The sequence below is a fragment of the Variovorax sp. VaC1 genome (assembly GCF_043658315.1).
Classification (GTDB): Bacteria; Pseudomonadota; Gammaproteobacteria; order Burkholderiales; family Burkholderiaceae_C; genus Variovorax.
The window spans coordinates 524,142-546,818 of sequence record NZ_JBIGLT010000001.1 but is presented as its reverse complement, the minus strand read 5'-3'; the positions used below and the strand labels follow the sequence as shown (position 1 = coordinate 546,818).

Below are 22,677 nucleotides of genomic sequence, written 5' to 3'. Positions count from 1 at the left end.
GGAAATCATGCGGCGGCCGTGTCGTACGGCGCTGTCGGCTTCTCACCGGCCAGCACCTGCAGCAGATTCGTCGTCGCCAGTTCGGCCATCGCGTGCCGCGTCTCGTGCGTGGCCGAGCCGATGTGCGGCAGCGGCGTCACGCGCGGGTGCGTGCGCAAGGGTGAATCGATCGGCAGCGGCTCTTTCGCGAACACGTCGAGCCCGGCCGCGCGCAGCGTGCCGTGGTCGAGCGCATTCAGCAATGCGGCCTCGTTCACCGTCGCACCGCGCCCGCCGTTGATGAACGCCGCGCCCGGCTTCATGCGGGCAAAGAAAGCGCCGTCGATCATGCCGCGCGTGGTGTCGGTCAACGGCAGCATCGCCAGCACGATGTCGGCGCGCGCGAGCAGGTCGTCCAGCGGCGTGTGGGTAGCGCGGCCTTGCAGTTCGGGCGCCTGCGTGGCCAGGTCGACCGGTCGGCGCGCGTGGTACAGCACCGGCATGCCGAAGCCCAGCGCGGCGCGGCGTGCCACGGCCTGGCCAATGCGGCCGAAGCCGAGAATGCCCAGCGTCTTGCCGTGCACGTCGGTGCCGAAAAATTCTTCGCCGATGTTCTTCGTCCAGCGGCCTTCGCGCACAAAATTCGACAGCTCGACCACGCGGCGCTGCGTGGCCATGAGGATCGCGAACACCGTGTCGGCCACGGTCTCGGTCAGCACGTCGGGCGTGTGGCACAGCACGATGCCGCGCTTGTGCAGTTCGGCCAACGGATAGTTGTCGACGCCGACCGATACGCTCGAGATCACCTGCAGCTGCGGCGCCGCATCGAGCAACGCGGCATCGACCGGATGGCTCGAACCGATCAGCCCGTTCGCGGTGGCGAGCGCGGCGGCAAAGGCTTCGGGCTCCTTGCGCGGGTCGGCCACGGCGACGTGGTGCACGGCCTGCAAGCGCGCCAGCTGGTCTTCGGGCAAGGGCCGGAAGACAAGCACGTTCCTGGGTTGCGTCATGGTCTTCAAAGCCCCGCTTCTTCAAGTTCGGCGCGCGTGGGCAGCCCTTCGGTATCGCCCAGCACCTGCACGGCGCGCGCGCCAATCCATGCGCCACGGCGCACGGCTTCGGGCACGCTCTTGCCTTCGAGCAAAGCGCTCACCACGCCGGCCGCGAAGCCATCGCCTGCGCCCACGGTGTCGATCACTTCCTTCACCGGAAAGCCGTCGACGCGGCCGGTGCCGGCTACGTCGCTGTCGTAGTACGCGCCCTCGGCGCCGAGCTTGACCACCACCAGCTTCGCACCACGTTCGCGGTAGAAGCGCGCGACGGCCTCGGGCTCGGTGTGGCCAGTGAGCAGCAGGCCTTCTTCGATACCAGGCAGCACCCAGTCGGCACGCGAGGCGAGTTCGTTGACCCAATGACGCATGGTCTCGGTCGACGACCACAGCGTGGGCCGCAGGTTGGTGTCGAACGAGATCGTGCGGCCAGCAGCGCGCATCACGTCCATGGTCTTGAGCGCGGCCTGCAGGCTGGTGTCGGAGATGGCGGCGAACACGCCGGTGGCGTGCAGATGGCGCGCCGAGCGCAGCCACGCTTCGTCGACATCGGCCGGGCCCATGTGGCTCGCAGCCGAGCCCTTGCGGTGGTATTCGATCGGCGGGTCGCTGCCGTCGGTGACGCGGCCCTTGAACTGGAAGCCGGTGCGCTGCGTCGCGTCGGTGATCACGTGCGAGCAGTCGATGCCCTCAGCGCGCATGGCAGCCAGCAGCGCGCGGCCCATCGAGTCGGTGCCCAGGCGGCTGGCCCAGCCCACCTTCAGGCCCAGGCGCGAGAGGCCGATGGCCACGTTGGTCTCGGCGCCGGCGGTGCGCTTGTGAAAAGCCTGCGCGTTTTCGAGCGGACCGGGCCGGTCGGCCACGAGCAGCAGCATGGCCTCGCCGAAGAGAGCGACGTCGAAGGCGGTGGGTTCTTCTGTCATGTGATGTGTGTTCTACGCGCGCGCGGCGCGGATGAAGTCGATCTGCGTGCGGGTAACGGCCGGCAGGTCGTCGCCCACGAGCGGGTATTCGATGGCGTGCGGCACGTCGGCGGGCAACGCGCGCAGCACCGCGCGCCACGGCGCGACCGAGTCGCCCAGCGGCACCGCCACCCACTTGTGCGGCAGGCGCTGCGCGCCCTTGCAATGCACATAGCGCACGCGTCGGCCGAGCGCCTGCGCGGCCTGCAGCGGGCATTCGCCAAGCCAGTGCCAATTGCCCATGTCGAAGGTCATGCCGAGTTCGACGCCGGCGCGGTCGGCCACGTCAAAGAAGGTCTGCAGTGCGGCCAGCGTGCCGGCGCGCACCGTCTGGTCGTTCTCGATCACGAGTTCGACGCGGGTTTGCGACAGCTCCACCTTCAGGCCCCAGAGCGAGCCGTGCGACGAAGGCTGGAAGTCGCCGATGGACATCTTCAGCCGCTTCGCACCCACGCGCGTGGCAGCGGCAATGCCGCGCTTGAGCGCGGCGCTGTCGAGCCAGCCGCCTTCGGCCCACAGGCCCTCGGGGCTGGAGTACACGGAGGCAAGGCCGTTCAGCGCGGGCAATTCGGCATCGGCATCGCGCAGCATCTCGCCGCGCACCTCGACCGAATCGGCACCCGCCGCCAATGCCAGTTGCGAACACCAGAGCTGCCCATGCCGCCCCACCTCGGCCGCGCCGAAGGACGACAGAGAAATCAGGACCTCGAAGGACATCAGTGGCCCTGGTTCGAGCTGAGGATCTGGCCGAGGAACTGGCGCGTGCGCTCGTCCTTCGGGTTGCCGAAGAACTCTTCGGGCGGCGCCTGCTCGACGATCTTGCCCTCGGCCATGAAGATCACGCGGTCGGCCACGCTGCGGGCAAAGCCCATCTCGTGCGTCACGCACAGCATGGTCATGCCGTCTTCGGCCAGGCCGATCATGGTGTCGAGCACTTCCTTGACCATCTCGGGGTCGAGCGCGGAAGTGGGTTCGTCGAACAGCATGATCTTGGGCGCCATGCACAGCGCGCGCGCAATCGCCACGCGCTGCTGCTGGCCGCCCGAGAGCTGGCTGGGGTACTTGCCGGCCTGCTCGGGAATGCGCACGCGCTTGAGGTACTTCATGGCCACCTCTTCCGCCTGCGCCTTGGTCATGCCGCGCGAGCGCATCGGCGCCAGCGTGCAGTTCTCAAGAATGGTGAGGTGCGGGAACAGGTTGAACTGCTGGAACACCATGCCGACTTCGGCACGCACTGCGTCCACGTTCTTGCCGCCGGCCGTGAGGTCGATGCCATCGACCACGATGCGGCCCTTCTGCACCGTCTCCAGGCGGTTGATGCAGCGGATGAGCGTCGACTTGCCCGAGCCCGACGGGCCACAGATCACGATGCGCTCGCCCTGGCGCACCGACAGGTCGATGCCCGTCAGTACCTGGAATTCACCGTACCACTTGTTGACCGCTTCCATGCGGATGATGGCGTCCGTGGTGGAGGCGGCGGTTGTGACTGCGTCCGTCATGCTTGGGGGTTCCGTCGTCGGTTCAGCGCTGGGCTCAGTTCATCTTCGGCAGGTCGACCTGCAGCCACTTTTGATAGAGCTTGTTCAGCTCGCCATTGGCGGTGTTCTTCTGCACGAAGTCGTTCACCGCCTTGTGCAGCTCTTCCTGGCCGGGTCGCATCGCGATGCCCATCGATTGCTGCACCAGCGTGAACTTGTTTTCGTAGGTGTTGGCGGGCACGCGCTTGGCGATCTGCGCCGCCACGGTGACCGAACAGCCGATGGCATCGACCTGGCCCGAGATCAGCGCCTGCATGGCCGATGCGTCGTCGTCGAAGCGGCGGATCTCGGTGCCTTCGGGCGCGGCCTTGGTCACGGCCACGTCTTGCGTGGACGCACGGGCCACGCCCACGCGCAGGCCCTTCAGGTCGGCGGCCGCCTTGATGGGCGTCTTGCTCGCGCCGTACAGCACGATGGTCGCGGCCGCGTACGGCTGCGAGAACTGCACCTGCTTCGAACGCTCGGGCGTGATGGCCAGCGAGGCGACCAGCACGTCGACCTTGTTGGTCAGCAGGAAGGGAATACGGTTCGGGCCGGTCACCGGCACGATGTTGGCCTTGACGCCCCAGTCCTTGGCCAGCAGCTTGGCCACGTCGGCGTCGTAGCCGTCGGGCTGGTTCTTGGCGTCGGTGGTGCCGTAGGGCGGAAAGTCGACCAGCATGCCGATGGTGATCTCGCCCTTCTTCTTGATGTCGGCCACGCTCTGGGCCGAGGCGAAGGGTGCGAACACGGTCAGCGCGGCGCCGAGGCCCAGGGCTGCGATGGCAGCACGGCGGGTGGTGGTAACGGTCATTGGATGTGTCTCCTGAATAAAGAAAGGAAGCGACGAGAAAGGAAAAGCGAAAAGGCTCAACGTGCGAGCGCCTGGGCGCGCTTGCGCTCCATGCGGGCGGCCAGCAATGAAAGCGGCCAGCAGATCACGAAGTAGATGGCGGCCACCACCGAGAACACGATCAGCGGCTGGAAGGTGGCGTTGTTGATGATCTGCCCGGCGCGCGTGATCTCGGTGAAGCCGATGATGGCGGCGAGCGACGTGCCCTTGATGATCTGCACCAGATAGCCCACCGTGGGCGCCAGCGCGATCTTGAAGGCCTGCGGCAGCACCACGTCGCGCATGCGGGCCGTGTACTTCAGGCTCAGTGCCTCGGCCGCTTCCCACTGGCCGCGCGGAATGGCTTCGATGCAACCGCGCCAGATTTCGCCCAGGAAGGCCGCGCTGTTCAGGATGAGCGCCACGCCCGCGGCGATCCACGGGTTGATGTCCAGCCCCAGCACCGGCGCGCCGAAGAAGATCAGGAACAGCTGCAGCAGCAGCGGCGTGCCCTGGAAGATCTGGATGAAGGTGGTCGCGGCGGCGCGCGCGCCCTTCGACTCGGAGGTGCGCATGAGCGCGATGATCAGCCCGAGGATCGCGCCGCCGACGAAGGCGATGGCCGACAGCGCCAGCGTCCACTGGGCCGCTTCGAGGATGAAAAGGAATTCGGGAAAGCCGAAGGTACGCATGATGGTTCTTGCTCCGTCCGTCGTCGGTTACCGGCGGTCCGGGTAGTTGAGCGTGCGCTTGTAGATCAGCTTGAACATGGCCGAGAAGGCCAGTGCCAGCGCCAGGTAGATGGCGGCCACAACGATGTAGATTTCGAAGCTGCGGAAGGTCTGCGACTGCAGGTTGGCGGCCACCGAGGTCAGGTCGTCGGCCGAGATGACCGACACCACGGCCGAGCTCAGCATCAGCAAGATGAACTGGCTGGTGAGCGCCGGGTAGATGGCCTTCAGCGCGGGCTTGATGATGACGAAGCGGAAGATCTCCCAGGGCTTGAGGTTCAGTGCCCTGCCCGCCTCGATCTGCCCCTTGGGAATCGACTCGATGCCCGCGCGGATGATTTCCGTGGCGTAGGCGCCGAGGTTCACCACCATCGCCACCAATGCGGCCGTCTGCGGCGACCAGCGCAGGCCGATGGCCGGCAGCGCGAAGAAGAAAAAGAACAGCTGCACGAGGAACGGCGTGTTGCGGATCACCTCGATGTAGGCATTGACGAGAAAGCGCAGCCAGCCCGGCCCCGAGGTCTTGCCCCAGGCGCAGAAGATCGCGACCACCAGCCCGAGCACCGTGGCAACGAGCGACAGCTGGATGGTGATCCAGGTGCCCTTGAGCAACAGCGGCCAGGCGGCGAAGACGGCGTCGAATTGAAACTGGTAGTTCATGGTGAAGCGGCCGCGAATGGCCACGTGCATGCTTCAAAAGCAATGCTTGCAGCTTATATGAAACCGGTTTCAGACCATGTCAGGGATTCCCCTAGGTGGGCGTTTTGTCCCACGCCTTGCGTGTCTTGCCGGGGCAAGGGGGCAGAGATTGCGGGCGGCCTAAGATGCCGTCTCTCCCCCCCCCGGTCATTGCTCAAGGTCAGCGCATGCGCATCGCCATCGTCTCGGACATCCATGGAAATCTTCCCGCGCTCGAAGCCGTGGTCAGGGACATCGGCCGGCGCGGCGTCGATGCCGTCGTCAATCTGGGCGACAGCCTCTCAGGGCCGTTGATGCCGCTTGAAACCGCGCAGTTCCTGATGGCGCAAGACTGGGTTCATCTCGCAGGCAACCACGAGCGCCAGCTCCTGACCTTGCCCGCCGAGCGGCGCGGCCCGTCCGATGCGTTCGCGCATTCGCGGCTCGGCGCGAAGGAGTTCGAGTGGCTGGCTTCTCTGAAACCGAGCCTTCGCTTCAACCCGCAAGTCATGCTCTGCCACGGCACGCCGGACAGCGACCTTGTGTACTTTCTGGAGACCGTCGAGCCGACATGCTTTCGTGCGGCCACGATGCCGGAGATCGATGCGCGGCTCGGCCAAGTCGATGCCGAACTGATCGCCTGCGGGCACACGCACGTGCCGCGCGTGGTTCGTGCATCGAGCGGGCAGTTGATCGTCAATCCGGGCAGCGTCGGGCTGCCGGGGTATGACGACATTCACCCCTGGCCGCATGTCGTCGAGACGGGCTCGCCGGATGCGCGCTACGCCATCGTCGAGCGCACGGAAGACGGCTGGATTTCAACGCTGGTCTCGGTGCCCTACGACCACGCGAAGATGGCGGCGCTGGCAATGGCGCACGAGCGGCCCGACTGGGCGAGTGCGCTGTCTACCGGGCGCCTGCCGTAGCGCCTTCGATCAACCGCCCAGCGCGATGTCGGCGCTCGCGATCGCGCGGATCGGCACGCCGAAGCTGGAGATGTCCGAGAGCGTGGCGTTGTGGTGCGCCCTGATCTGCGCGCCCGTGGCGTGCGGCTTGTCGTGCGAGGTGTGTGCGTCGGCCGCGAGCACCACTTCGTCATAAGCCAGCGCGGCGGCGCGTCGCGTGGTGGTGTCCACGCAAAACTCCGACGAATAGCCGCAGATCACCACGCGCCGCACGCCCTGCCCAGACAGCCACGCTTCGAGCGGCGTGCGCAGGAAGGAATCGGGCGTGGTCTTGCGGATCTTCGTGTCGCGCGTGTCGACATGCAGCGCACCTGCAAGCTGCCATCGCTCGGAATCGAACTCCAGGTCGACGGCGTTCTCATGCTGGATGAAGGCCACAGGCACGCCGGCCGCGCGGGCGCGTTCGGTGAGCGCGTTGATGCGTTCGATGACTTCTTCGGCTTCGTAGGGGCGCGGCGCGTCGTCGCACAGGCCGCGCTGCACGTCGATCACGAGGATGGCAGTTTTCATGGCATTGGAAAGAAGAAGGGCTCTGGACGGCCCACAGTATGCCGCCCGCCATGCACCGGCCGCGCGCCGGCTCACTCCCAGGCGCTGACTTCCAGCCGCACCTTGCCGCTGATGCCCGGTGCCGCCGGCGCAGCGCCGAGGCTGGACAGCGGCACGATGAACTGCAGCTTGCCGCCGGTCAATTGCTTCGGACTCATCGGCAGCGAGGCCTGCCCCGCCGTGTCGGTCTGCCAGCCGTACTTGACGTTCCAGTTCTGCGCCGGGTCGTCTACCGTGGGCGGCGTCAGCTCGATGACCAGCGTGTCGCGAAACAGCGAGCTGCCTTCATAGTGGCCATCGAGCCAGAACTTGTTGTTGACCTGGTAGTCGGGCACACGCACGCCCAGCGTCATCGCGTAGGCCAGCGTCGGGCGGTCCTGGTTCACGCGGGCCTTGTTGGCCAGGAACACGGTCGACAGGTAGATCGAGCGGCGATCGGGCGTGGCCGGGTCGGTCAGCTCCTTGTGCGTTCGGCAGGCGGGCGAGTCTTCTTCGGCCACGCGCCGGCTCAGGTACCAGCGCTTGCCGCGCGGCGCGGCGAGCAGCTCGACCTGATAGAGCGCATCGACGTCGGCGCCCGCGGGCAGGTCGGGCGGCAACGTGACGCCATCGACGTCGAACCACAGGTCGACCCGCACATCGCCGAACAAAAAGCGCACAAGGTTCTGGTACGCCTCTTCGGAATTGACGATGCCGAAGTAGCCCGAGTGCGAACGGAAGGCGTAGGCAGTGGCCACCGGGCCCGTGTTGCCCGCATCGTCGATGGACCAGAGCGAGGCGTTCTCGATGCGCACCAGCCCGTCGCTGCCGTGGCCTGCGAACATGCGCGACAGGCCCTTGGCGGTTTCGTAGTCGCCCCGGTTGGAGCCGACCATGCAGAAGAAGCGCTCGGCCGGAAAGGCCGAGGTCGGCAGGTAGTCCATGCGGCCGTTGACCGCCGGCGTGGCCAGGTACTCCGACATCTTGTCGCGGTTGAAGGTGTTCATCTCGTTCACCGTGAGCCAGGCCGGCACGTTGATGCCGCCCATCTCGATGCCGTTGTGCGGCGTGGCATAGGTGAACACCTTGTCGACACAGGCGCGCGCATCCGCATCGCCCAGCGCGGGGTTCTGCAGGAAGGCGCGCACCACGAGGCCGCCCATCGAATGCGCGACGAGGTAGCAGCGGAAATCGGCGAGCGAATAGCCCGGCCCCTCGCGCTGCGCCACGAGGTCGCGCACGCGCAGGATCAACTGGCTCAGGCCCTGCGCGTAGACCTTCACGTCCCGGGCCTGGCCATCGCCCAGCAGTTCGGAGCCGCTGTCGTAGTAGCGGTAGATGACGACCGAGGCCGAGGGAATGCCGTCCACGTCGTTGCCGTTCTCGTCGGGCGAGGGCTTCCAGTCGTCATCAAGGATGTCCAGTCCGTTCTGGTAGACGCTCTGGTACTGGAAGTCGGCCAGCAGGCGCACCACCGGCGATTCGAAGACGAACTTCTGCGCCGCGGCATCCTTCTTGACGGTGGCCCGGTAGACGGTGGAGCCAGCGTTGAAGCCGCAGAACGGATCGGCCGCGGTGTCGTCGCGCTCGGCCTCGGTCATGGCGTAGCCGCGCACGTAGATGATGGGATAGCGATTGCCGCTCATGCCTTGCCTCCTCAAGCCAATGGAAGCCCGCCAGTGTGCCGGCCCGAAAAGACAGCCGCCATACAGCGCATGGCATAGGACCCGGCTTCAGGACGACTCAAACCGATAGCGCGCTCTGCCCGACATCGGCCTGCACAACGGCAGCGCCCCTTGTGCACAGGGCATCGGGTGCTCCCCGCAGCGAAATAAAGGAGGAGGGGCGAAGCCCCGGGGGACATTCGCAGAGGGGAGTACCCGATGTCCTGTGCACGCGCCCCGAAAAAATGCCGCCGTATGCCCCTGCTCCCAGAATGTTTCTACGGCTGAAACCATTGAAACGTCCGTCGTGGCTAGTCTCCAGCCATCCCATACATACGATTGCAGAGGGTTTTCTCATGGCTGACGATTCGGGCTCGCAGGGCGCCTACCTGCCCCAACTGCTGCGTCGTGGCACCGCGCTCGCCGCGGCCGGCTGCGCGTTCGTCGCGGGCTGCAGCGCCGCCGGCGGCGAGGCGCGCTACGACACCTCGCCGCAGTTCAAGGACGGCGGCTTCCACAACATGGCCAACCCCGACCTGCCGGCCCAGGCCAGCGCATGGCGCATCTGGTCGCGCTTCATCGTCGGCAGCAAGATCGACAGCGTGCCGGTCGATGCGATTCCCGTGCAGCCGATCGACAGGGCTACGCTCGATGCGCTCGACACCAAGGCCAACCACGTGGTGCGCCTGGGCCACTCGTCGCACCTGCTCAAGCTGCGCGGCAAGTACTGGCTGATCGACCCGGTGTTCAGCGAGCGCGTGTCGCCGGTGCAATGGGCCGGACCCAAGCGCTTTCACAAGCCGCCGATCGCGCTGGAGCAACTGCCGCCCATCGAGGGCGTGGTGCTTTCGCACGACCACTACGACCACCTCGACCTGGCGACCATCCAGCACCTTGCCAAAAGCGCGCGGCACTACTTCGTGCCACTGGGCGTGCGCTCGCGCCTGCTGGTGATGGGCGTGCCGGCCGATCGCGTGACCGAACTCGACTGGTGGCAAGAGGCCGAGCACGACGGCGTGAAGCTCACGGCCACGCCCGCGCAACACTTCTCGGGCCGCACGCTGGGCGACCGCGACCGCACGCTGTGGGCGTCGTGGGTGCTGCAAAGCGGCGACCAGCGCATCTTCTACAGCGGTGACTCGGGCTACTTTCCCGGCTTCAAGCAGATCGGCGAACGCTTCGGCGGCTTCGACATCGCGCTGATGGAAAACGGCGCCTACGACGCCATGTGGCCCGCTGTGCACATGACGCCCGAGCAGAGCGTGCAGGCCTTCGAGGATCTGCGCGGCAAGGTGTTCTTCTCGGTGCACAACAGCACCTTCGACCTGGCCTTCCACACCTGGCACGACCCGCTGGACCGCATCGCGGCGCTGACCGAAGCCAGGAAGATCGAACTGGCGACGCCGGTGATCGGCGAAGTGGTGACGGTGGGCGCGGCGCGCACCAACACGCGCTGGTGGGTCGGGCTGAAGTAGCACGCGGCGAACGCGCTACTGCGCCAATGCCCTGCTGGGCAACCCGACACACCGAGTGGTGACTCAGCCGCCGCGCTCCTTGCGCTCGCGCGCCCGGCGCACCTGCCGGGTTTCACCGGCCTGCGAGGCGATGCGGTCCTTCTCGCGCTTTTTTGCCGCGCGCTTCTCGCGCATGCGGCGGCCCAGCACGAAGCTGCCGAGGCCCGTGACCACGGCAATGAAAAGACCGATGACACTGATGTCGATGCCGCCCATCACAACACCCGGACGATGCTGGTCGGCTTGAAGCCCAGGTCGGCCGCCTTGCCCTTGCGTGCGCGGGTACCGCGTGCGTTGTTGAGCGTGCGGATTTCCAGCGTCTCTTCGCGCTCCTTGGCGCCCCGGCCGATGCCTTCGATCTTCACGCTGCGCGTGTAGGCCGCCGCACCTGCGAGCGTGTCCTTGTCGTCCAGGTCGATCAGCGTCAAGCCGCGGCCGCCCTTGGGCAGGCTCTTGAGCTCGGCGATGTCGAAGGTCAGGATGCGGCCACCGGTGGATGCACAGGCCACGTGCGTGGCTGCCGGCATCGGCTCGGCGCCGCTCGCACCGCCCACCAGCGAAGGCCGGCACAGCTGCTCGCCCTCGCCCACGTCGATGAAGGCCTTGCCGCCGCGCTGGCGCGACATCATGTTCTCGACCGTCGCGATGAAGCCGTAGCCACCGGTGTTGGCCAGCAGCACACTCGCGCCCACCGGGCCCGCAAAGAAATGCGTGACGTGCGTGCTGGCGTCAAGCTCGATCAGCGTGGTGACGGGCTGGCCGTCGCCACGCGCGCCGGGCAGCGAGGCCACGGGCACGGTGTAGACGCGCACGGTCTTGTCCTTGGAAGAGCCGAACACCAGCAGCGTGTCGACGCTGCGGCACTCGAAGGCACCGTACAGCGCGTCGCCCGACTTGAAGCTGTACTCGGGCGTCGCCGAGCCCTTTTCTCCGTTCGCGCCATTGGCCGCCGCGGCCTTCTCGCTGGCCCAGCCCTTCTGCGCGCGGACCCAACCCTTCTGCGACACGATCACGGTGACAGGTTCGTCGACCACCTTCACTTCAGCCACGGCGCGCTTCTCGGCCTGGATGAGCGTGCGGCGTGCGTCTTCGAAAGTCTTGGCGTCGGCCTCGATTTCTTTCACCAGCAAGCGGCGCAGGGCCGCGGGGCTGCCGAGGATGTCTTCGAGCTTCTTCTGCTCCGTGCGCAGCTCGTCGAGCTGCTGCTGGATCTTGATGGCTTCGAGCCGTGCCAACTGGCGCAGCCGGATTTCAAGAATGTCTTCCGCCTGCACTTCGCTGAGGTTGAAGCGCGCAATGAGCGCCGCCTTCGGGTCTTCCGCCGTGCGGATGATCGCGATGACCTCGTCGATGTTGAGCAGCACGAGCTGCCGCCCCTCGAGGATGTGGATGCGCTCCAGCACCTTGTTGAGCCGATGGCGCGAGCGCTTCTCGACGGTGATCTCGCGGAACGCGATCCACTCGTTGAGCATCTGGCGCAGCGACTTCTGCGTGGGCTTGCCGTCGATGCCGACCATCGTGAGGTTGATCGGCGACGAGGTCTCGAGCGAGGTCTGCGCGAGCAGCGTGGTGACGAACTCTTCCTGGCTGATGCGCGAGGTCTTGGGCTCGAACACCAGGCGCACGGCCGCGTCCTTGCTGGACTCGTCGCGCACCACGTCGAGCACCGACAGCATCGCCGCCTTCAGCTGCGTCTGGTCGGCGCTCAGGGCCTTCTTGCCCGCCTTGACCTTGGGATTGGTGATTTCTTCGATCTCTTCGAGCACCTTCTGCGTGCTCACGCCCGGCGGCAACTCGTTGACCACGAGCTGCCACTGGCCGCGCGCGAGTTCTTCGATCTTCCAGCGCGCGCGCACCTTGAGCGAACCGCGGCCGGTGCGGTAGGCGTCGGCGATGTCGCTCGCGCTGCTGATGATCTGCGCACCGCCCGGATAGTCGGGGCCGGGCACGATGGCGAAGAGTTCTTCTTCGCTGAGCTTGCCGTTCGACTTGATCAGCGCCACGCAGGCGTCGGCGATCTCGCGCAGGTTGTGGCTCGGGATTTCGGTGGCCAGGCCGACCGCGATGCCGCTTGCGCCATTGAGCAGCGTGAACGGCAGCCGCGCGGGCAGGAGGCGCGGCTCTTCGGTGCTGCCGTCGTAGTTGGGAATGAAGTCGACCGTGCCTTCGTCGATCTCGTCGAGCAGGAGGCTGGTGATGCGCGCCAGGCGCGCTTCGGTGTAGCGCATGGCCGCGGCGCCGTCGCCGTCGCGGCTGCCGAAGTTGCCCTGGCCGTCGACCAGCGGATAGCGCTGCGAAAAATCTTGCGCCATGCGCACCAGCGCATCGTAGGCGGCCTGGTCGCTGTGCGGGTGGAAGCGGCCGAGCACGTCGCCGACCACGCGCGCGCTCTTGACGGGCTTGGCGCCCACGGTGCCGTTGGTGCCGCCGAAGCCCAGGCCCATGCGCGACATCGAGTACAGGATGCGCCGCTGCACCGGCTTCTGGCCGTCGGACACATCGGGCAATGCGCGGCCCTTGACCACGCTGAGGGCGTATTCGAGATAGGCGGTCTGCGCGTAATCGGCCAGTGTGAGCGTGGTGTCGCCGTCGGTGGGGCCCGCAAGGTCGAGCGGAGGTTGGGAATCCATCGTCTGTCGTTTCCGGAAAATTTTTGTTGCTTGTTTGTTTATTCGTTCATGGCCACCGAGGCCGATTCCGTCGCCGACGAAACCGGCACCTCGGGCATGTAAGGAGAGCTCGGCACCACGGCCGGATCGGGCAAGGCAGGCATCGCAGGCATGCGCGCGGGCTGCTCGGGCGGCATGTTGCCGCGGCCGACCGCGCCGCCCATTTCCATGCGGATGCGCCCCGGCGACTTGCCGCCGCTGCTGCCGCCGCGCCCCGTCACGCCGGGCTTGAGGTACGCATAGAGCTGCAGCACGGTCTGCACGTAGTTCTGCGTTTCCTTGTAGTTCGGGATCTTGTTGCCCGCGCGCTGCACGGCGCCCTCGCCCGCGTTGTAGGCGGCCAGCGCCAGTTCGATCTGCCCCGGGAACATCGCGATCAGGTCGCGCAGGTAACGCGAGCCCGCGGCGATGTTGATGCGCGGATCGAACAGCTTCTTCTCGATGGTCGTGCGCTTGTCGGCCGACACGCCGTAGCGCTGCGCGGTGGCGGGCATGAGTTGCATGAGGCCCATCGCGCCTTTGGGCGAGACAGCCTGCGCGTCGAAGCCCGACTCGGTCGCGATCAGCGCCTGCAGCAGTTCGTAGTCGATGTCGTGCTTGTTCGACGCATCGCGCAGCGCGGCCTTGGCAGTCTTGTAGCTGGGCGAGGCTTCGAACAGGGCCAGCAAGGTCTGCGACGCCGGCGGCACCTTGCCGTCGATCTTGCCCGCGCCACGGCCCAGCGGCGAAATGCCTTGCGCGGTGTCGAAGCTCTGGCCGCCGCGAAAGAAGACCTGGTAGCGCTCGTCGATCTTTTCGGATGCGAAATGCGCCACGCCCTTGCTGTCGATGTAGCCGTAGATGTCGGCGGCGTGCGCACCCTGCAGCGACAGCACCAGGGCGGCGCCGAGCATGAAGGGACGGGACCAGCGTTTCATGGCGCTAGCGCCTGCAACGCAAGCCCCCGCCAGCGAACCGCAAATGATCTGGTGCCTGTTCATGCCTTGCTGAAAAGGAAATATTCGAGTCGGAATCAGACGTCGATATCGACGTCGTCGGCGCGCAGTTCCATGAGTTCGCGCCGGGCGGCCGCTTCGCCCTTGCCCATGAGCTTGGTGATCTCGCCCTGGGTGGATGTGAAGTCGAAGCGTCCCAATTGCACCTGCATCAGGCGCCGAGTATCGGGATTGAGCGTGGTTTCCCACAATTGTTCCGCGCTCATTTCGCCCAGGCCCTTGAAGCGGCTGATGCTCCAGGCGCCTTCGCGCACGCCGTCCTTGCGCAATTTGTCGAGCGTGGCGGTCAGTTCGCCCTCGTCCAGCGCATAGACCTTGGAGGCCGGCTTCTTGCCGCGCGCGGGCGCATCGACGCGGAACAATGGCGGCTTCGCGACATACACGTGGCCGGCTTCGATGAGCTTCGGGAAATGGCGGAAGAACAGCGTGAGCAGCAGCACCTGGATGTGCGAGCCGTCCACGTCGGCATCGGAGAGGATGCAGACCTTGCCGTAGCGCAGGCCGCTCATGTCGGGCGAATCATTCGGGCCGTGCGGATCGACGCCCACGGCCACCGAGATGTCGTGGATTTCGGTGTTGGCGAAGAGCCGGTCGCGCTCGACTTCCCAGGTGTTGAGCACCTTGCCGCGCAACGGCAGGATGGCCTGGCTTTCCTTGTCGCGGCCCATCTTGGCGCTACCGCCGGCGGAGTCGCCCTCGACCAGGAAGACTTCGTTGTGGCTGATGTCCTTGCTCTCGCAATCGGTGAGCTTGCCGGGCAGCACGGCCACGCCCGAGCCCTTGCGCTTCTCGACCTTCTGGCCGGCGCGCTGGCGGGTCTGCGCGGCCTTGATGGCCAGTTCGGCGAGCTTCTTGCCGTAGTCGACGTGCTGGTTGAGCCACAGCTCAAGCGCGGGGCGCACGAAGCTCGACACCAGCCGCACCGCGTCGCGCGAGTTCAGGCGTTCCTTGATCTGGCCCTGGAACTGCGGGTCGAGCACCTTGGCGCTGAGCACGTACGAGGCGCGCGCAAACACGTCTTCAGGCAACAGCTTCACGCCTTTGGGCAGCAGCGAGTGCAGTTCGATGAAGCCCTTCACCGCGGTGAAAAGGCCGTCGCGCAGGCCGCTTTCGTGCGTGCCGCCGGCGCTGGTGGGAATCAGGTTGACGTAGCTCTCGCGCACCGGCTGGCCGTCTTCGGTGAAGGCCACGCACCAGTCGGCGCCCTCGCCTTCGGCGAAGTTGTCGGCGTTCTTGTCGGCATGGCCACTGCCCTCGAACAGCGGGATCACCGGGTCGCCGTTGAGCGTCTGCATGAGGTAGTCGCTCAGGCCGCCCTTGTAGAGCCACTGCTGGGTTTCCTTGGTCTTCTCGACGGTCAGCGTGACGCTCACGCCGGGCATCAGCACCGCCTTGCTGCGCAGCAGGTGGGTGAGCTCGCCCATGGGCAACGCGGCGGTCTCGAAGTACTTGGCGTCGGGCCAGGCGCGCACGGTAGTGCCCTGCTTGCGCTCGCCGGCTTCGAGCTTGCGGATCTCGAGCGCCTCGATCACGTCGCCCGCGCTGAAGGCCAGCTTGGCCGCCGAGCCTTCGCGATGCGAGGTGACCTCGAGCCGCTTCGACAGCGCATTGGTCACCGACACGCCCACGCCGTGCAGGCCGCCCGAGAAGCTGTAGGCGCCGCCCGAGCCCTTGTCGAACTTGCCGCCCGCGTGCAGGCGGGTGTAGACCAGCTCGATCACGGGTGCTTTTTCTTCGGGATGCAGGCCGAACGGAATGCCGCGGCCGTCGTCTTCGATGCTGACCGAGCCGTCGGCGTGCAGCGTGACCTTGATCTTCTTGCCATGGCCCGCGAGCGCCTCGTCGGCGGCGTTGTCGAGCACTTCCTGAATGATGTGCAGGGGGTTGTCGGTCCGGGTGTACATGCCCGGGCGCTGCTTGACGGGCTCGAGGCCCTTGAGCACGCGGATGGAACCTTCCGAATAACCGGACGATGCGGACGATGAATTGGGGGGAGTCTTGGGGGGAGTCGCCATGGGGGCGGATTGTAGTCAGTGGTCTTGAAATAACTGGATACCCATACAGGCATCGCAAGGACGTCGCGGCGAAATTCAGGAACTTTCCCCGTCTTGCGGCTTGAACATGCGGGCGCCCAGGTAGTCGATCAAGGCCCGCAGCTTGGGCGAGGGGTAGCGCCCCGAGGGCCACAGCACGCTCAGGCCGATCGTATGCGGCCGCACGTGGTCGGCCAGCACGCTGCGCAGCCGGCCCGCAGCCAGCGCCTCGCGCACGCTGAAATCGGGCAGGCAGGCGATGCCACGGCCGCGCAGCGCAAAGCACAGGCGGGTTTCCATGTTGTTGCAGATCATGGAAACCGGCGGCTTGGCCTCGGTGCCGTCGGGGGCCGCCTCGAGCGGCCAGACTTCGACCTTGCCGGTGGCCGGGTAGCGGTAGTGCAGACAGGCGTGGCTTGCCAGATCGGCCAGCGTGGTGGGGGTGCCGTGGCGCGCGAGGTAGTCGGGCGAGGCCACGAGCAATTGCGAGAACGCGCCCAGCCGGCGCGCCGAGAGCCGCGAATCGGCGGGCTCGCCAGTACGCACCACGGCGTCGAAGCCTTCTTCGATGACGTCGACGAGGCGGTCGCTGAAATCCAGGTCGAGTTCGATGGCCGGGTGGTCGCGCATGAAGTCGGCCAGCACCGGCAGCACCAGCGAGCTGACCAGCGGCAGGCTCACCCGCAGCTTGCCGCGCGGGGCCTCGGCGGAGTGCGACAGCTCCTGCTCGGCCGCCTCGATCTCGGCCAGCACACGGCGGCTGCGCGCAAGAAACAGCGCGCCTTCGGCGGTGAGCGTGATGCTGCGCGTGCTGCGGTGGAACAGGCGCACGCCCAGCCGCTCTTCGAGCCGCGCCACGCGCTTGCCCACGGCCGATGCGGACACGCCGAGCGTGCGACCGGCGGTGACGAAGCTGCGGGTTTCGGCCACCTGGACGAAGACGGTGAAGCCACTGAGGCTGTCCATGGGAAGGCTCCATTGCGGACTTCAGTGTCCGTATTGAGCGGAACTGTATCCCCCTTTTTCCGCAGTCAGCTTCTTCCTATCGTGGGAGGCATGTCACTTCTCCATGAAATCTCACCCCCTTCTTCCGCGCCGGCGACAGCCTGGCGCGGCCCGCAACCGGCGCGCATCGACGCGGCGATCGACCACGCATTGGCCGAGCAGCGGCTGGTCGGCGCCGTGGTGCTGGTCGCCCATGGCGGCCGCATCGTGCACCGGCGGGCCGCCGGGCTGTCGGACCGCGAGGCCGGCCAGCCGATGCGCGAAGACGCGCTGTTCCGGCTGGCCTCGGTCTCCAAGCCCATCGTGTCGACCGCCGTGATGGTGCTCGCGGGCCAGGGCCGGCTCACGCTGGACGACCCGGTCACGCGCTGGCTGCCGGACTTCCGCCCTCGCCTGCCCGACAGCCTTGGCGGCGGCGAGGCCACGATCACGCTGCGGCAATTGCTCACCCATACGTCCGGACTGGGCTATCGCTTCTTCGAGGCGTCGGAAGACGGCCCCTATGCGCGGGCCGGTGTCTCCGACGGCATGGACAACAGCGGCCTCACGCTGGCCGAGAACCTGCAGCGCATCGCGCAGGTGCCGCTGCAGTTCGCGCCCGGCACGGGTTGGCTTTATTCGCTGGCCACCGACGTGCTGGGCGGCGTGGTCGAGGCGGTTTGCGGCGCGCCCCTGGCCGGAGCGGTGCGCACGCTCGTGACCGGGCCGCTGCAGATGCACGACACCGATTTCTTCGCGTCCCGCGATGACGGCCGCCTGGCCACGCCCTATGTGAACGGCCAAGGCACCGCGCCCCGTCGCATGGAAGGCCTGACCGTGACGCCCGCCTTCGAGGACACCGTGGGCATCCGTTTCGATCCGGCGCGGGTCTTCGATGCAACGGCGTTTCCCTCGGGCGGCGCGGGCATGGTGGGCAGCGCGGGCGACTTCATGCGCCTGCTCGAAAGCCTGCGCGGCGGCGGCGCACCGCTGCTGCCTGCGGGGCTGGTGGACGACATGGGCCGCAACCACACGGGCGCGTGGGGGCCGGACGATGCCCCCGGCTATGGCTTCGGCCTGGGTTTCTCGGTGCTGCACGACCCGCAGGCGGCGCAATCGCCGGAATCCGAGGGCACCTGGCGATGGGGCGGCGCGTACGGACACTCGTGGTTCGTCGACCGGGCCCGCGCGCTCAGCGTGGTGGCCTTCACCAACACGCTGTACGAAGGCATGTCGGGCCGCTTCGTGGCCGACCTGCGGGATGCCGTCTATGCATGAGCGCACATCACCACAGGCCGAGCGCGCACGGCTGCCGCTTTCGGGCCTGCTCGCGCTGGCGGCCGCCGGCTTCATCACGGTCCTGACCGAAGCGATGCCGGCGGGCCTGCTGCCGCAGATCGGCGAGAGCCTTGCCGTCACGCCCGCGCTGGTCGGCCAGCTCGTGACGGTGTATGCCATCGGCTCGCTGGTGGCGGCCATTCCACTGGTGGCCTTCACGCGCGGCTGGCGGCGGCGCCCGCTGCTGATGCTGGCGATCGGCGGCTTCGCCATCGTCAACACGGTCACGGCGCTGTCGACCCACTACCCGCTGACGCTGGTTGCGCGCTTCTTCGCCGGCGTGTTCGCGGGGCTGCTCTGGGCGCTGCTGGCCGGGCATGCGGCCCGGATGGTGCCGCCGTCGATGCAGGGCCGGGCCATCGCGGTGGCGATGCTGGGCGCGCCGCTCGCGCTGTCGCTGGGCATTCCCGCGGGCACGCTGCTGGGCGCGAGCGTGGGCTGGCGTCCGGCGTTCCTGATCATGTCGACGCTGTCGGTATTGCTGCTCGGCTGGGTTCGCTGGCGGGTGCCCGACTTTCCGGGCCAGGAGGCGGGGCGGCAACAGAGCGTGCGCCGCGTGTTCCTGCTGCCCGGCGTGCGCCCGGTGCTGGCGGTGATGCTGGCCTTCGTGCTGGCCCACAACATCCTCTATACGTACATCGCCCCCTTCCTGGCGCACGCGGGGCTGGGCGGGCGGGTCGACCTGGTGCTGCTGGTCTTCGGCGCGGCGTCGCTGGTCGGCATCTGGGTCACGGGGGTGCTGATCGACCGCTGGCTGCGTGAACTGGTGCTGGCCAGCACGGCGGCCTTCGGGTTGTCCGCGCTGTTGCTGGGCGCGGCCACGGGCTCGCCGGCGGCGGTCTACCTGGGCGTTGCGGTCTGGGGTGTCGCGTTCGGCGGTGCGGCCACGCTGTTCCAGACCGCCTCGGCGCAAGCCGCCGGCGACGCGGCCGACGTGGCGCAGTCGATGGTGGTCACGGCCTGGAATCTCGCCATCGCGGGTGGCGGACTGATCGGCGGCGTGCTGCTGCAAAGCCGTGGCGCGGGCGTCTTGCCTTGGTCGCTGGTGGTGCTGCTGGTTCCGGCGCTGATGCTGGCCTGGCGGGCCTGCGTGCACGGTTTTCCGGGCGTGCGCGCTGTCGCGGGCGTGACAGCGCGCTGAGGCCGGGGGCTTTGATGACCGTAGCGCATTGAAAACACGCCGATAAATCATCAATGGCTTTGGCCATCGGCTTGCCTGCCCAAGCAGGCAAATCGCTACATTCAACGCCATGCAAGCCCCAGCCCCCACTCTTTCGATCAAGCAGGTCCTGATCTGCGGCGCGATGATCGTCACGCTCTCGATGGGCATTCGCCACGGTTTCGGCCTGTGGCTGCAGCCGATCACGCAGGCCCAGGACTGGAGCCGCCAGACCTTCTCGTTCGCGCTGGCGATCCAGAACCTGTCGTGGGGCATCTTCGGTGTGTTCGCCGGCATGCTGGCCGACCGTTTTGGCGCCTTCCGCGTGCTGATCGGCGGCTCGTTGCTCTATGCGCTGGGGCTGTTCGGCATGGCGCATTCGCCGACGCCGCTGCTGTTCACGCTGAGCGCCGGCGTGCTGATCGGCGCGGCGCAGGCAGGCTCGACCTATGCGGTGATCTACGGCGTGATCGGGCGGCAGATCCCGGCCGAGCGGCGCTCGTGGGCGATGGGCGTGGCGGCGGCCGCCGGCTCGTTCGGCCAGTTCCTGATGGCGCCCGTCGAAGGCCGGCTGATCGGCCACCTGGGCTGGCAGACGGCACTGGCCGTGGTGGCGGTGCTGGTGCTGGTGATCGTTCCGCTGGCCTTCGGCCTGCGCGAGCCCAAGACCGCGGCCCTGGCCGGGCACCGCGAGCAATCGGTGCTGCAGGCGGTGGGCGAAGCCTTCCGCTACCCCAGCTTCGGGCTGCTGATGGCGGGCTACTTCGTCTGCGGTTTCCAGCTGGCGTTCATCGGCATCCACATGCCGACCTACCTGCGCGACAAGAGCCTGTCGGCCGACGTGGCCGGCTATGCGCTGGCGCTGATCGGGCTGTTCAATGTGTTCGGTACCTACACGGTCGGGCTGCTGGGGCAGAAGCTGGCCAAGCGCAAGATCCTTGCGGCCATCTACCTGGCGCGGGCGGTGTCGATCGCGCTGTTCCTGCTGGTGCCGATCTCGCCGCTGAGCGTCTACGTCTTCTCGGCGGCCATGGGCTTCCTGTGGCTGTCGACGGTGCCCGCGACCAATGCGATCGTGGCGGGCATCTTCGGCGTGGCGCACCTGTCGATGCTCAGCGGCTTCGTGTTCCTGAGCCACCAGGTCGGCTCGTTCCTGGGCGTGTGGCTCGGCGGCTATCTGTATGACACAACGGGCAGCTACAGCATCGTCTGGTACATCTCGATCGCGCTGGGCGTGTTCGCGGCGCTCATCAACCTGCCGGTGAAGGAAAGCGCGATTGCGCGAACGCCGGGGCCGGTCGGCGCGGCGGTCTGATTGCGTACGGCGGCAACCATGACACCTCAAATGCGCCAGCACATCGTCCACGCAGGCTGGCTCGTGGCCGCGCTGGCGGTGCTGGGCGGCGTGTTCGCGCTTTACGTGCACCCGGACTTTCTCGTGACGCTGGTCGACCAGATCTGGTCGTGCTTCTGAATGCCGCCCCTGTGTTCCGCCCCGCCATGAAAGATGCAGCGCCGATGCACGGCTCGAACGCCCCTTCCGACTGGATCGTCCGCTGGTCGCACCTGCTCGCCCCTGAAGCCACCGTGCTCGATGTGGCCTGCGGCGCGGGACGGCACATGCAGTGGTTCGCGGGGCGCGGGCATGCGGCCACCGGCGTCGACCGGTCGCCCGAAGCCATCGAGGCGGCCGGCGCCTTCGGCCATGCGGTCATGGCCGACATCGAGTCCGGCCCATGGCCCTTTCCGGGCCAGACCTTTGGCGCGGTGATCGTCACCAACTACCTCTGGCGCCCGCGGCTGGCCGACATCGTGGCCGCCGTGGCCCCTGGCGGGGTCCTGCTTTACGAAACCTTCGCCGCCGGCAACGAAACCGTGGGGAAACCCTCGCGGGCCGACTTCCTGCTGCAGCCCGGCGAGCTGCTGGCAGCCTGCGCCGGCCTGCGCGTGGTGGCCTACGAAGACGGCTTCATGGCCGAACCGCCGCGCTTCGTGCAGCGTATTGCCGCGATCCGGCCGGGCACGTCTGCCGCTGGCGAGCCGCCCCGCCACCGCCTTAAGGGAAACTGAGGCCCCCGGGGTGGCTGTCTCGGGGGGCGCCGGAGTAAGTAGAATCGGCGCTTTCGTCCACCGACAAAGAGATTCCCCCTTGGAGCAACTGACAGGCAGCATCGTCGCTCTCGTCACGCCGATGCACGACGACGGCAGTGTCGACTACCCCGCCCTGCGGCGGCTCATCGATTGGCACATTGACGAAGGCACCGACTGCCTCGGCGTGGTCGGCACCACCGGCGAATCGCCGACGGTCGATGTCGAAGAGCACTGCGAAATCATCCGCGTCTCGGTCGAGCAGGCCAAGGGCCGCGTTCCCGTGATGGCCGGCTGCGGCGCCAACTCGACCAAGGAAGCCATCGAGCTGGCCAAGTTCGCCAAGGGCGTGGGCGCCAATTCGCAATTGCAGGTCGTGCCGTACTACAACAAGCCCACGCAAGAGGGCCAGTACCAGCACTTCAAGGCCATCGCCGAAGCCGTAGGCGACCTGCCCATCGTGCTTTACAACGTGCCCGGCCGCACCGTTGCCGATATGGCGCACGACACCGTGCTGCGCCTGGCGCAAGTGCCCGGCATCATCGGCATCAAGGAAGCCACCGGGAACATCGAACGCGCCCAGTGGCTCATTCGCGACCTGCCCAAGCACTTTGCCGTGTATTCCGGCGACGACCCGACCGCGGTCGCGCTCATGCTCTGCGGCGGCCAGGGCAACATCAGCGTCACGGCCAACATCGCGCCGCGCAAGATGCACGAGCTGTGCGTCGCGGCGCTCGCGGGCGACGTCAAGCGCGCCATGCAGATCCAGTTCGAGCTGATGCCTCTGCACCGCAACCTGTTCGTCGAGCCCAACCCGATCCCGCTCAAGTGGGCCATGGCCCGGCTCGGCCTGTGCGGCGGCGCCCTGCGGCTGCCGCTCACCGAACTCGGCGAAGCGAGCCGTCCGGCGGTCGAAGGCGCCCTGCGCGCCACCGGCTTGCTGAAGAACTGAGCCCGCCTCCTCAATCCATCCCAAATCCGCCTTTACCCTG

General features: G+C 67.3%; 22 protein-coding genes. 8 read left to right on the top strand and 14 right to left on the bottom strand.

Annotated features, from left to right (window positions below):
- Positions 1 to 5: 5 nt before the first annotated feature.
- From ACGLHS_RS02725 to ACGLHS_RS02695, 7 genes are read right to left on the bottom strand one after another with little or no spacing between them, the layout of a single operon-like run.
- Positions 6 to 989: a 2-hydroxyacid dehydrogenase gene (locus ACGLHS_RS02725; protein ID WP_394476605.1), complete on the bottom strand. Its 984-nt coding sequence runs from the start codon at positions 987 to 989 to the stop codon at positions 6 to 8.
- A 5-nt stretch (positions 990 to 994) separates the two neighbouring features.
- Positions 995 to 1,951, bottom strand: a complete 957-nt coding sequence (locus ACGLHS_RS02720; protein WP_093237088.1) for a sugar kinase — start codon at positions 1,949 to 1,951, stop codon at positions 995 to 997.
- A gap of 12 nt (positions 1,952 to 1,963) precedes the next feature.
- Positions 1,964 to 2,707, bottom strand: coding sequence for a sugar phosphate isomerase/epimerase family protein (locus ACGLHS_RS02715; RefSeq protein WP_394476602.1), 744 nt, complete (start codon positions 2,705 to 2,707; stop codon positions 1,964 to 1,966).
- Positions 2,707 to 3,489: an amino acid ABC transporter ATP-binding protein gene (locus tag ACGLHS_RS02710; RefSeq protein WP_394476600.1), complete on the bottom strand. Its 783-nt coding sequence runs from the start codon at positions 3,487 to 3,489 to the stop codon at positions 2,707 to 2,709. Before ACGLHS_RS02710 ends, ACGLHS_RS02715 begins: the two co-directional genes overlap by 1 nt.
- Positions 3,490 to 3,523: 34 nt before the next feature.
- Positions 3,524 to 4,321, bottom strand: coding sequence for a transporter substrate-binding domain-containing protein (locus tag ACGLHS_RS02705; RefSeq protein ID WP_093237085.1), 798 nt, complete (start codon positions 4,319 to 4,321; stop codon positions 3,524 to 3,526).
- 56 nt (positions 4,322 to 4,377) lie between these two features.
- Complete coding sequence (locus tag ACGLHS_RS02700; protein ID WP_394476597.1) at positions 4,378 to 5,031, bottom strand: amino acid ABC transporter permease; 654 nt, start codon at positions 5,029 to 5,031, stop codon at positions 4,378 to 4,380.
- 27 nt (positions 5,032 to 5,058) lie between these two features.
- Complete coding sequence (locus tag ACGLHS_RS02695; RefSeq protein WP_394476595.1) at positions 5,059 to 5,730, bottom strand: amino acid ABC transporter permease; 672 nt, start codon at positions 5,728 to 5,730, stop codon at positions 5,059 to 5,061.
- A 206-nt stretch (positions 5,731 to 5,936) separates the two neighbouring features.
- Between ACGLHS_RS02695 and ACGLHS_RS02690 the strand changes: the two genes are divergently transcribed.
- On the top strand, positions 5,937 to 6,674 hold the full coding sequence (locus ACGLHS_RS02690) for a metallophosphoesterase family protein (RefSeq protein ID WP_394476593.1): 738 nt from the start codon (positions 5,937 to 5,939) through the stop codon (positions 6,672 to 6,674).
- A 9-nt stretch (positions 6,675 to 6,683) separates the two neighbouring features.
- Here ACGLHS_RS02690 and ACGLHS_RS02685 read toward each other — a convergent pair whose 3' ends face one another.
- Positions 6,684 to 7,223 carry a cysteine hydrolase family protein gene (locus ACGLHS_RS02685; RefSeq protein WP_093237083.1) on the bottom strand — a complete coding sequence of 180 codons (540 nt, stop codon included), beginning with the start codon at positions 7,221 to 7,223 and terminating at the stop codon, positions 6,684 to 6,686.
- 71 nt (positions 7,224 to 7,294) lie between these two features.
- Positions 7,295 to 8,887 (bottom strand): esterase/lipase family protein, encoded by a 1,593-nt coding sequence (locus ACGLHS_RS02680; protein ID WP_394476590.1) that lies wholly within the window; start codon positions 8,885 to 8,887, stop codon positions 7,295 to 7,297.
- A gap of 374 nt (positions 8,888 to 9,261) precedes the next feature.
- On the opposite strand from ACGLHS_RS02680, the gene ACGLHS_RS02675 reads away from it, so the two are divergent.
- Positions 9,262 to 10,380, top strand: a complete 1,119-nt coding sequence (locus ACGLHS_RS02675) for an MBL fold metallo-hydrolase (RefSeq protein WP_394476588.1) — start codon at positions 9,262 to 9,264, stop codon at positions 10,378 to 10,380.
- Between the two features lie 63 nt (positions 10,381 to 10,443).
- On the opposite strand, the gene ACGLHS_RS02670 is transcribed toward ACGLHS_RS02675, so the two are convergent.
- From ACGLHS_RS02670 to ACGLHS_RS02650, 5 genes are all read right to left on the bottom strand, one after another.
- Entirely contained in the window at positions 10,444 to 10,635 is a 192-nt protein-coding gene (locus ACGLHS_RS02670) for a hypothetical protein (RefSeq protein ID WP_093237080.1), read from the bottom strand.
- The gene (gene parC, locus ACGLHS_RS02665; protein WP_394476585.1) at positions 10,635 to 13,049 is read right to left on the bottom strand and encodes a DNA topoisomerase IV subunit A; all 2,415 of its coding nucleotides are present in this window, start codon (positions 13,047 to 13,049) and stop codon (positions 10,635 to 10,637) included. Before parC ends, ACGLHS_RS02670 begins: the two co-directional genes overlap by 1 nt.
- A 38-nt stretch (positions 13,050 to 13,087) precedes the next feature.
- Positions 13,088 to 14,005 (bottom strand): lytic transglycosylase domain-containing protein, encoded by a 918-nt coding sequence (locus tag ACGLHS_RS02660; protein ID WP_394476583.1) that lies wholly within the window; start codon positions 14,003 to 14,005, stop codon positions 13,088 to 13,090.
- A gap of 95 nt (positions 14,006 to 14,100) precedes the next feature.
- Positions 14,101 to 16,098, bottom strand: a complete 1,998-nt coding sequence (locus ACGLHS_RS02655; protein WP_394476580.1) for a DNA topoisomerase IV subunit B — start codon at positions 16,096 to 16,098, stop codon at positions 14,101 to 14,103.
- Positions 16,099 to 16,173: 75 nt separating this feature from the next.
- Positions 16,174 to 17,082: a LysR family transcriptional regulator gene (locus ACGLHS_RS02650; RefSeq protein WP_394476578.1), complete on the bottom strand. Its 909-nt coding sequence runs from the start codon at positions 17,080 to 17,082 to the stop codon at positions 16,174 to 16,176.
- Positions 17,083 to 17,172: 90 nt separating this feature from the next.
- Between ACGLHS_RS02650 and ACGLHS_RS02645 the strand changes: the two genes are divergently transcribed.
- From ACGLHS_RS02645 to dapA, 6 genes are all read left to right on the top strand, one after another.
- A complete protein-coding gene (locus tag ACGLHS_RS02645) occupies positions 17,173 to 18,378 on the top strand; it encodes a serine hydrolase domain-containing protein (RefSeq protein WP_394476576.1) in 1,206 nt (401 codons plus the stop codon).
- Positions 18,371 to 19,579, top strand: a complete 1,209-nt coding sequence (locus ACGLHS_RS02640; protein WP_394476574.1) for an MFS transporter — start codon at positions 18,371 to 18,373, stop codon at positions 19,577 to 19,579. Before ACGLHS_RS02645 ends, ACGLHS_RS02640 begins: the two co-directional genes overlap by 8 nt.
- 109 nt (positions 19,580 to 19,688) lie before the next feature.
- Entirely contained in the window at positions 19,689 to 20,912 is a 1,224-nt protein-coding gene (locus ACGLHS_RS02635; RefSeq protein ID WP_093237074.1) for an MFS transporter, read from the top strand.
- A gap of 18 nt (positions 20,913 to 20,930) precedes the next feature.
- Positions 20,931 to 21,071: a hypothetical protein gene (locus tag ACGLHS_RS02630; protein WP_176800997.1), complete on the top strand. Its 141-nt coding sequence runs from the start codon at positions 20,931 to 20,933 to the stop codon at positions 21,069 to 21,071.
- 26 nt (positions 21,072 to 21,097) lie between these two features.
- Positions 21,098 to 21,667, top strand: coding sequence for a class I SAM-dependent methyltransferase (locus ACGLHS_RS02625; RefSeq protein ID WP_394476570.1), 570 nt, complete (start codon positions 21,098 to 21,100; stop codon positions 21,665 to 21,667).
- Positions 21,668 to 21,710: 43 nt separating this feature from the next.
- Positions 21,711 to 22,637 carry a 4-hydroxy-tetrahydrodipicolinate synthase gene (dapA, locus tag ACGLHS_RS02620; protein ID WP_371126573.1) on the top strand — a complete coding sequence of 309 codons (927 nt, stop codon included), beginning with the start codon at positions 21,711 to 21,713 and terminating at the stop codon, positions 22,635 to 22,637.
- Positions 22,638 to 22,677: the final 40 nt, after the last annotated feature.

Coding starts and splice junctions, on each gene's coding strand:
- ACGLHS_RS02725 (WP_394476605.1), bottom strand. CDS start 989: ATGACGCAACCCAGGAACGTGCTTGTCTTCCGGCCCTTGCCCGAAGAC.
- ACGLHS_RS02720 (WP_093237088.1), bottom strand. CDS start 1,951: ATGACAGAAGAACCCACCGCCTTCGACGTCGCTCTCTTCGGCGAGGCC.
- ACGLHS_RS02715 (WP_394476602.1), bottom strand. CDS start 2,707: ATGTCCTTCGAGGTCCTGATTTCTCTGTCGTCCTTCGGCGCGGCCGAG.
- ACGLHS_RS02710 (WP_394476600.1), bottom strand. CDS start 3,489: ATGACGGACGCAGTCACAACCGCCGCCTCCACCACGGACGCCATCATC.
- ACGLHS_RS02705 (WP_093237085.1), bottom strand. CDS start 4,321: ATGACCGTTACCACCACCCGCCGTGCTGCCATCGCAGCCCTGGGCCTC.
- ACGLHS_RS02700 (WP_394476597.1), bottom strand. CDS start 5,031: ATGCGTACCTTCGGCTTTCCCGAATTCCTTTTCATCCTCGAAGCGGCC.
- ACGLHS_RS02695 (WP_394476595.1), bottom strand. CDS start 5,730: ATGAACTACCAGTTTCAATTCGACGCCGTCTTCGCCGCCTGGCCGCTG.
- ACGLHS_RS02690 (WP_394476593.1), top strand. CDS start 5,937: ATGCGCATCGCCATCGTCTCGGACATCCATGGAAATCTTCCCGCGCTC.
- ACGLHS_RS02685 (WP_093237083.1), bottom strand. CDS start 7,223: ATGAAAACTGCCATCCTCGTGATCGACGTGCAGCGCGGCCTGTGCGAC.
- ACGLHS_RS02680 (WP_394476590.1), bottom strand. CDS start 8,887: ATGAGCGGCAATCGCTATCCCATCATCTACGTGCGCGGCTACGCCATG.
- ACGLHS_RS02675 (WP_394476588.1), top strand. CDS start 9,262: ATGGCTGACGATTCGGGCTCGCAGGGCGCCTACCTGCCCCAACTGCTG.
- ACGLHS_RS02670 (WP_093237080.1), bottom strand. CDS start 10,635: ATGGGCGGCATCGACATCAGTGTCATCGGTCTTTTCATTGCCGTGGTC.
- parC (WP_394476585.1), bottom strand. CDS start 13,049: ATGGATTCCCAACCTCCGCTCGACCTTGCGGGCCCCACCGACGGCGAC.
- ACGLHS_RS02660 (WP_394476583.1), bottom strand. CDS start 14,005: ATGAAACGCTGGTCCCGTCCCTTCATGCTCGGCGCCGCCCTGGTGCTG.
- ACGLHS_RS02655 (WP_394476580.1), bottom strand. CDS start 16,098: ATGGCGACTCCCCCCAAGACTCCCCCCAATTCATCGTCCGCATCGTCC.
- ACGLHS_RS02650 (WP_394476578.1), bottom strand. CDS start 17,082: ATGGACAGCCTCAGTGGCTTCACCGTCTTCGTCCAGGTGGCCGAAACC.
- ACGLHS_RS02645 (WP_394476576.1), top strand. CDS start 17,173: ATGTCACTTCTCCATGAAATCTCACCCCCTTCTTCCGCGCCGGCGACA.
- ACGLHS_RS02640 (WP_394476574.1), top strand. CDS start 18,371: ATGCATGAGCGCACATCACCACAGGCCGAGCGCGCACGGCTGCCGCTT.
- ACGLHS_RS02635 (WP_093237074.1), top strand. CDS start 19,689: ATGCAAGCCCCAGCCCCCACTCTTTCGATCAAGCAGGTCCTGATCTGC.
- ACGLHS_RS02630 (WP_176800997.1), top strand. CDS start 20,931: ATGACACCTCAAATGCGCCAGCACATCGTCCACGCAGGCTGGCTCGTG.
- ACGLHS_RS02625 (WP_394476570.1), top strand. CDS start 21,098: ATGAAAGATGCAGCGCCGATGCACGGCTCGAACGCCCCTTCCGACTGG.